This window comes from Dietzia sp. SYD-A1, assembly GCF_015356725.1.
Lineage (GTDB): Bacteria > Actinomycetota > Actinomycetes > Mycobacteriales > Mycobacteriaceae > Dietzia.
Map to the genome: position 1 here is coordinate 1 of NZ_JADDKI010000337.1, position 6,407 is coordinate 6,407.

At 70.2% G+C, this 6,407-nt stretch carries 6 protein-coding genes; all 6 read left to right on the forward strand.

The window, feature by feature from the left end; genetic code table 11:
- Positions 1-182 precede the first annotated feature (182 nt).
- Positions 183-695 carry a DUF4395 domain-containing protein gene (locus IY392_RS13190; RefSeq protein ID WP_194861454.1) on the forward strand — a complete coding sequence of 171 codons (513 nt, stop codon included), beginning with the start codon at positions 183-185 and terminating at the stop codon, positions 693-695.
- Between the two features lie 48 nt (positions 696-743).
- Entirely contained in the window at positions 744-1,346 is a 603-nt protein-coding gene (locus IY392_RS19250; RefSeq protein ID WP_228549384.1) for a hypothetical protein, read from the forward strand.
- Positions 1,347-1,382: 36 nt separating this feature from the next.
- Positions 1,383-3,401 (forward strand): M13 family metallopeptidase, encoded by a 2,019-nt coding sequence (locus tag IY392_RS13200; RefSeq protein ID WP_194861455.1) that lies wholly within the window; start codon positions 1,383-1,385, stop codon positions 3,399-3,401.
- 60 nt (positions 3,402-3,461) lie between these two features.
- The gene (locus tag IY392_RS13205; protein WP_228549385.1) at positions 3,462-4,553 is read left to right on the forward strand and encodes a diacylglycerol kinase; all 1,092 of its coding nucleotides are present in this window, start codon (positions 3,462-3,464) and stop codon (positions 4,551-4,553) included.
- Complete coding sequence (locus IY392_RS13210; protein WP_194861456.1) at positions 4,550-5,521, forward strand: triacylglycerol lipase; 972 nt, start codon at positions 4,550-4,552, stop codon at positions 5,519-5,521. Before IY392_RS13205 ends, IY392_RS13210 begins: the two co-directional genes overlap by 4 nt.
- On the forward strand, positions 5,518-6,407 hold an 890-nt coding region (locus tag IY392_RS13215), incomplete at its 3' end, for an alpha/beta fold hydrolase (RefSeq protein WP_194861457.1). The genes IY392_RS13210 and IY392_RS13215, both read left to right, overlap by 4 nt.

Here is a 6,407-nt window from a genome sequence, read left to right on the forward strand (position 1 = left end):
GGTGTGGGGTGCGGGGTGTGGGAGCCTGATCCACCCGGCGGGAGGGTCGGCGCGCGCGGGTCCCGGGCGGTCCGAGGATTGCGGCTGTCGCCGCCTGGGGCGTACGCTCGGAGGCAGTGATAGACAGATCTGTCTATAAGGGTTCCGGTGGAGAGAACGCCGAGAGTACGAGGAGGTCGGGCATGAGTCTGCGAGAGGTGTTCGCGTTCCCGGAGGTCGTCAACGACTACGCCGCCCGGTGCACCGCCGGCCTGGTGGTGACTCTCGCGGTGGTGACGATGCTGGCGCCGCCGCCCGCGCAGACCTGGCTCGCCGGGGCGCTGGTCGTCGGTTTCGCCCTCCGGGTGGCCGGAGGACCGCGGTACTCACCGTTCGGGAGGCTCGCGGTGCACGTGCTCGCCCCGAGGGTCAGCTCCGAGCCCAGACTGGTCGCGGGTGCACCCAAGCGGTTCGCCCAGTCGATCGGACTGGTCATGTCCTCCGTCGCGCTCGGGTTGCTCCTCGGCGGGTTGACGACGGCGGGGGTCGTGGTGTTGGGCGTGCTGGCGGCCGCAGCTCTCGCCGAGGCCGCCCTGGGTTTCTGCCTCGGGTGCTGGATGTACGGGCAACTGCAGCGCGTCGGGGTCGTGTCGGAGGACGCCTGCGTCGACTGCGCCGACATCTGGGCCCGGCCGGGGATGACCGCGCGCAACTGATGCCGGCTCGCAACCGGCATGTCGCTCCCCCGCGTTACTGTGGTGGGTATGACTACCCCGTCGGAGAATCACGAATCCCACGGCCGCGACCGCGATGACTTCGGGGCGGCGTACGGGACGGAGCCCTCCGGGACGGAGTTCTTCGGGTCGGCGTCCTTCGGCTCGACGTACGGCACGCAGTCCTACGGGTCGACCGACTTCGGCGGTCAGGGGTACACGTCCCCCCAGTACGGTCAGCAGCCGTTCGCCGACCAGCCGTTCGCCGACCAGCCGTTCGACCATCGGCCCTACGGCGCTTCGCAGTTCGGCGCTCAGCCTTACGGAATGCCGAGTTATGGGGCCCAGCCCTTCGGTGTTCAGCCCTACGGGGCCCCGGGTGCGGGCGCTGTGCACCCGTACGCGCCCAACTACGGCGCCTCGCGCAAGGAGCCGGCGCTCTCGCTGGTGTTGTCCTTCTTCCTGCCGGGGCTCGGCACGATCATCAACGGCCAGGCGGGCAAGGGCATCGGCATCATGGCCGGTTACTTCCTCGGGATCCTGCTGTCCGTGGTCCTGATCGGGATCCCGATCATGCTCGGGTTCTGGGTGTGGGGGATGGTCGACGCCTACTCGGGGGCCAAGCAGCACAACCTCGAGAACGGTTTCCACTGACGGACTGCTCGCGGGTCGTGTGAGTAGCCTGGTCGCATGACAGCGACCGAGATCCCCACCGCCGACGCCCCGCGCCCCTCGGGCCTGGACCTCCGGTACATCGACCCCGACGTACGGTCGCAGGACGATCTGTACCAGCACGTCAACGGGACCTGGCTACGGGACCACGTGATCCCCGCGGACCGTCCGATCGACGGCGCGTTTCTCGCCCTGCGCGACCTGTCGGAGGAGCGGGTACGGGACATCATCACCGACGCTCCGGTCGACTCCAAGATCGGTGCCTTCTACGCCTCCTTCATGGACACCGACGCGGTCGAAGCCGCCGGGGTGGCCGCGCTCGCCCCCGACCTGGCCGAGATCGACGGCGCCGCCGACTCCGATTCGCTCGCCCGTGCCATGGCCCGTCTGGAGAAGGTCGGCGTCGGTGGCCTGATCGGCGCGTACGTCAACAACGACGCCAAGAACTCCAGCGAGTACATCCTCTACCTGGTGCAATACGGCATCGGGTTGCCGGACGAGTCCTACTACCGCGAGGACCAGTACGCGGAGCTTCGTGACCAGTACACCGACCACATCGCGCGGATGCTCGGCCTCGCAGGGGTGACCGACGACGCCGACGGAGAGGGCGCGGCCCGCCGGACCGCCGAAGAGATCGTCGCCCTGGAGACGCGCATCGCCGCCGCTCACTGGGACGTCGTGGCCCGCCGGGACGCGGACAAGACCTACAACCCCGTCGCCTGGGACGAACTCCCGGAGCTGGCGCCGGGCTTCCCGTGGCACGACTGGGCCCGCGAGGTCGGCGGCACGCAGGAGACCTTCGGCCGGCTCGTCGCGATGCAGCCCGACTACCTCACCGCCGTCGCCGAACTGTGGGCCACCGAGCCGCTGGAGACCTGGAAGCAGTGGCTGCGCTGGCGGACCGTCTCCTCCCGCGCCCCCTACCTCACCGCCGAGCTGGTGGACGAGAATTTCCGCTTCTACGGCACGGCGATGTCCGGCACCGAAGAGATCAAGGCTCGCTGGAAGCGCGGCGTCGCCGCGGTCGAGGCGGCCCTCGGCGAGGAGGTCGGCAAGGAGTACGTTGCCCGCCACTTCCCTCCCGGCCACAAGGCGCGGATGGTGGAACTGGTCGACAATCTCACCGCGGCGTACCGCTACTCCATCGCGCGGCTGCCGTGGATGACCCCGGCCACACGTGAGCGGGCGCTGGACAAGCTCGGGGCGTTCGTGCCGAAGATCGGCTACCCCGAGAAGTGGCGCGACTACTCGGCGCTCGAGGTCCGCGCTGACGATCTGCTCGGCAACGTTCGCCGCTCCGCCGAATTCGAGCACCACTACGAACTGGGTAAGCTCGGCGGCCCGGTCGACCGCGGCGAGTGGCACATGACGCCGCAGACGGTCAACGCCTATTACAACCCGGTGATGAACGAGATCGTCTTCCCGGCCGCGATCCTGCAGCCGCCGTTCTTCGACGCCGACGCCGACGACGCCGCGAACTACGGGGCGATCGGCGCCGTGATCGGACACGAGATCGGCCACGGGTTCGACGACCAGGGGTCGAAGTATGACGGCGAGGGGAACCTCGTGGACTGGTGGACCGACGAGGACCGCAGCGCGTTCGGCACGCGTGTGGAGGCGCTGATCGACCAGTACCAGGGCCTGACCCCCGACGGCCTGGACCCGGCCAAGGATCACGTCAACGGCGCCTTCACGGTGGGGGAGAACATCGGCGACCTGGGCGGTCTGACGATCGCGATCCTCGCCTACCGCCTGGCGTACGGTCAGGACGGCGAGCCCGCCGAAGGCACCGGGGTGGGGCCGGAGATCGACGGCCTCACCGGCCTGCAGCGGCTGATCGCCTCGTGGGCCATCGTGTGGCGGACCAAGACCCGCGCCGAGGAGGCCGCCCGTCGCCTGGCGGTGGATCCGCACTCGCCGCCGGAGTTCCGCTGCAACCAGGTCGTCAAGAACCTCGACGACTTCCACGAGGCGTTCGGTGTGACCGAGTCCGACGGCATGTGGCTCGCGCCGGAGAAACGCGTCAGTATCTGGTGAGCCCGGCCCGGATCCGGTGAGCCCGGTCCGGCGCGCGGACCATCCGGCTATCGTCCGATCATGACGAAGCGGGACGTGCCGATCAGAGTCGTGGAGTGGTCGACGGGTTACCTGGGCAGGATGGCGGTCGAGGCGATCGATGCCCGGCCCGAACTGGAGCTCGTCGGCGTCTTCGTCTCCGACCCCGCCAAGGTGGGCCTCGACGCCGGTCGGCTCGCCGGTCTGGACCGGGATCTGGGAGTGGTCGCGACCGACGACCGGTCGGAGCTGCTCGCACTCGAACCCGACGCGGTGGTCTACACCGCGGAGACCGAGTCGCGGTTCATGGAGGCGATCGACGACGTCACCCGGTTCCTGCGGGCGGGTATCAACGTGGTGGCCTCGGGTCCCGTGCTGCTGCAGTACCCGCACGGGATCCTCCCGGAGGAGATGATCGCCGCCCTGGACGAGGCCGGCCGGGTCGGCGGTGCGACGCTGCACGTCAACGGGATCGACCCGGGGTTCGCCAACGACGTCCTGCCGATGGTCATGACGAGCCTGTCCCGGCGGATCGACCTGATCCGGGTGAGCGAGATCGCCGACTACTCGGTCTACCACCAGGGCGAGACCATGCGGCGGCCGTTCGGCTTCGGACAGTCCATGGAGTCCCTCCCGCCGCTTCTGAGGCCGGGCATGCTCGCCGCCGGCTGGGGGTCGGTGGTCCGGCAGCTCGCCGCCGCGGTCGAGGTGACCCTTGATGAACCCCTGGTCGAGCGCCACGAGCGACTGCCCGCCGAGCGCGACCTGTCCCTGCTGGCGTGCGAGGTCCCCGCCGGGACCCAGGCGGCACTACGGTTCGAGGTCGTGGGTCAGGTCGACGGTGAGGACCGCATCGTCCTGGAGCACGTCACGCGCACGGACGCCGATCAGGCGCCGGACTGGCCCCGGCCTGATCACGGTGACGGGTGCTACCGCATCGAGATTCATGGTCAGCCGTCCATGCGGGTGGAGTTCACCCACCACGCCGAACACGGCGACCACAACGAGTCCGGAATGCTCGTCACCGCGATGAGACTGGTCAACGCCGTCGAGGCGGTGGTCGAGGCCGAGTCCGGGCTCGTATACGCAAAGGACCTGCCGATGATCACAGGGCGTGGCTTAATGAGAAGATGAACATAATCGGTGCCGCCCGGGTCGCCGCGGCAGCAGTGGCCGCGGCAGCCCTCGTCGTGACGGGCACGGGCGCCGCCCATGCCACGGATCCGACCTCGCGGGCCCCGATCCCGGTGCCCTACAGTTTCCTGACCGGAGCCGCCATGGCGCTCGCCCAACCCGGGGCGGAACTTCCCGGGGCGAATGACTGGACGTGTCGGCCCTCGGCCGATAAGCCGCGTCCGGTGGTGCTGGTCCACGGCACCTCGGGAGGTGCGGTGACCAACTGGCCCACGTACGGTCCGCTGTTGCACAACGAGGGCTACTGCGTGTTCACGCTGACCTACGGCGCCCTGCCTGATGTCCCGTGGCCGGTGAGTGTGCTGGGCGGGCTCTCGGACATAATGGCGGTCTCGGTGCCGCAGGTCGGGGAGTTCATCGATCGTGTGCTGGCCGCCACCGGCGCCCAGCAGGTCGACCTGGTGGGGCACTCGCAGGGCACCCTGGTCTCCGGCCTGGTGGCCAAGGTCGGCCGCCCCGGCGCGGTGAATACCGTCGCGTCCATCGCCCCGCTGTGGGAGGGCTCCGGAGGGGGTATGCGCAGGTCGCTGGACGATGTGCCGGGAGTGTCGGAGCAGCTGGGTCAGATCCCCGCCCTGTCCCAGATGTCCCCCGGCTCCGAGATTCTACAGCTGTTGTGGAGCGGCGGGTCCCCCTACGCACCCGGGGTGCGCTACCTAAACGTCGTCACCCGGTACGACCAGTTGGTCACGCCCTACACCTCGGGCCTGGTCCCGGGGCCCCAGACGACCAACGTGGTGATCCAGGACGGGTGCGAGCAGAACCACGCCGAACACCTGGCGATCGCCTCCGACCCGCGGACGGCGGACTTCGTGCTCAACGCGCTCGATCCCGCCAACCCCCGCGTGCCACGGTGTGAGGCGATCGCCCCGTACCTGGGCCCGGTCCCGACCCCGCCGGGCTCGTGATCGCGCGTCGGGCGGGTACCGGGGTCGCGGGTCTGGTCGCGGCTGCGGCCCTCGTCGTCGTCGGCGGCTCCGGACCGGCCACGGCGGAGGTCCCGTGGCGCTGGTGGGACGGCGCGGCCTATCAGGTCACCCACGGCCTCGCTGACCCGCCCGGGATCAATCGTGACGACTGCCGGCCGGGTGCCCGCCATCCGGTTCCGGTGATCCTCGTCCACGGCACCGGGCTCAACGGCGGCAACTCGTGGGCCACGTACGGTGCGGCACTGGCCGCGGAGGGCTACTGCGTGTGGGCGCCGACGGTCGGGGCCCCGCCAGGCCTCGGCTCGACGGGAGGATTGGACTCGCTGACCGGTGCCTCGGCGCCGCAGCTCGCCGCTGAGATCGACCGGGTCCGCGCGCTCACCGGGGCCCACGAGGTCGACCTGGTGGGGCACTCGCAGGGAGCGATCATCGCCTCCTACGTCACCGCCACCACGCGGGCCGATGCGGTGCGCACCGTCGTCACCCTGGGGGTCGATCCGGCCCGGTCCGGGGAGGGTCCCCCGGAGTTCGTCACCGACTTCCTCGAGGTGATCTCTCCCGGCACCGCGCGGCGGGACGCCGAGGCCACCCTCGCGTGGCTCGGGGACGAGGGCGTGCCGTTCGCGCGCGGGGTCCGGTACGTCGCCGTGGTCTCGGACTATGACGAACTCACCGGCCCCGTCACCGCACCCGTGGTCCCGGACTTCGTGGATCTGTGGGTCGTCAGGCTCCAGGACGGCTGCGAGGACGACCGATCGGGACATCTGACGGTGCTCGCCTCGCCGCGGGCCGTGGACCTCGTGACAAACGCCCTGGGCGGCACGGCAGCCGGTGGTCCGGACGCGCGGCCGCCGCGGTGCGTGCC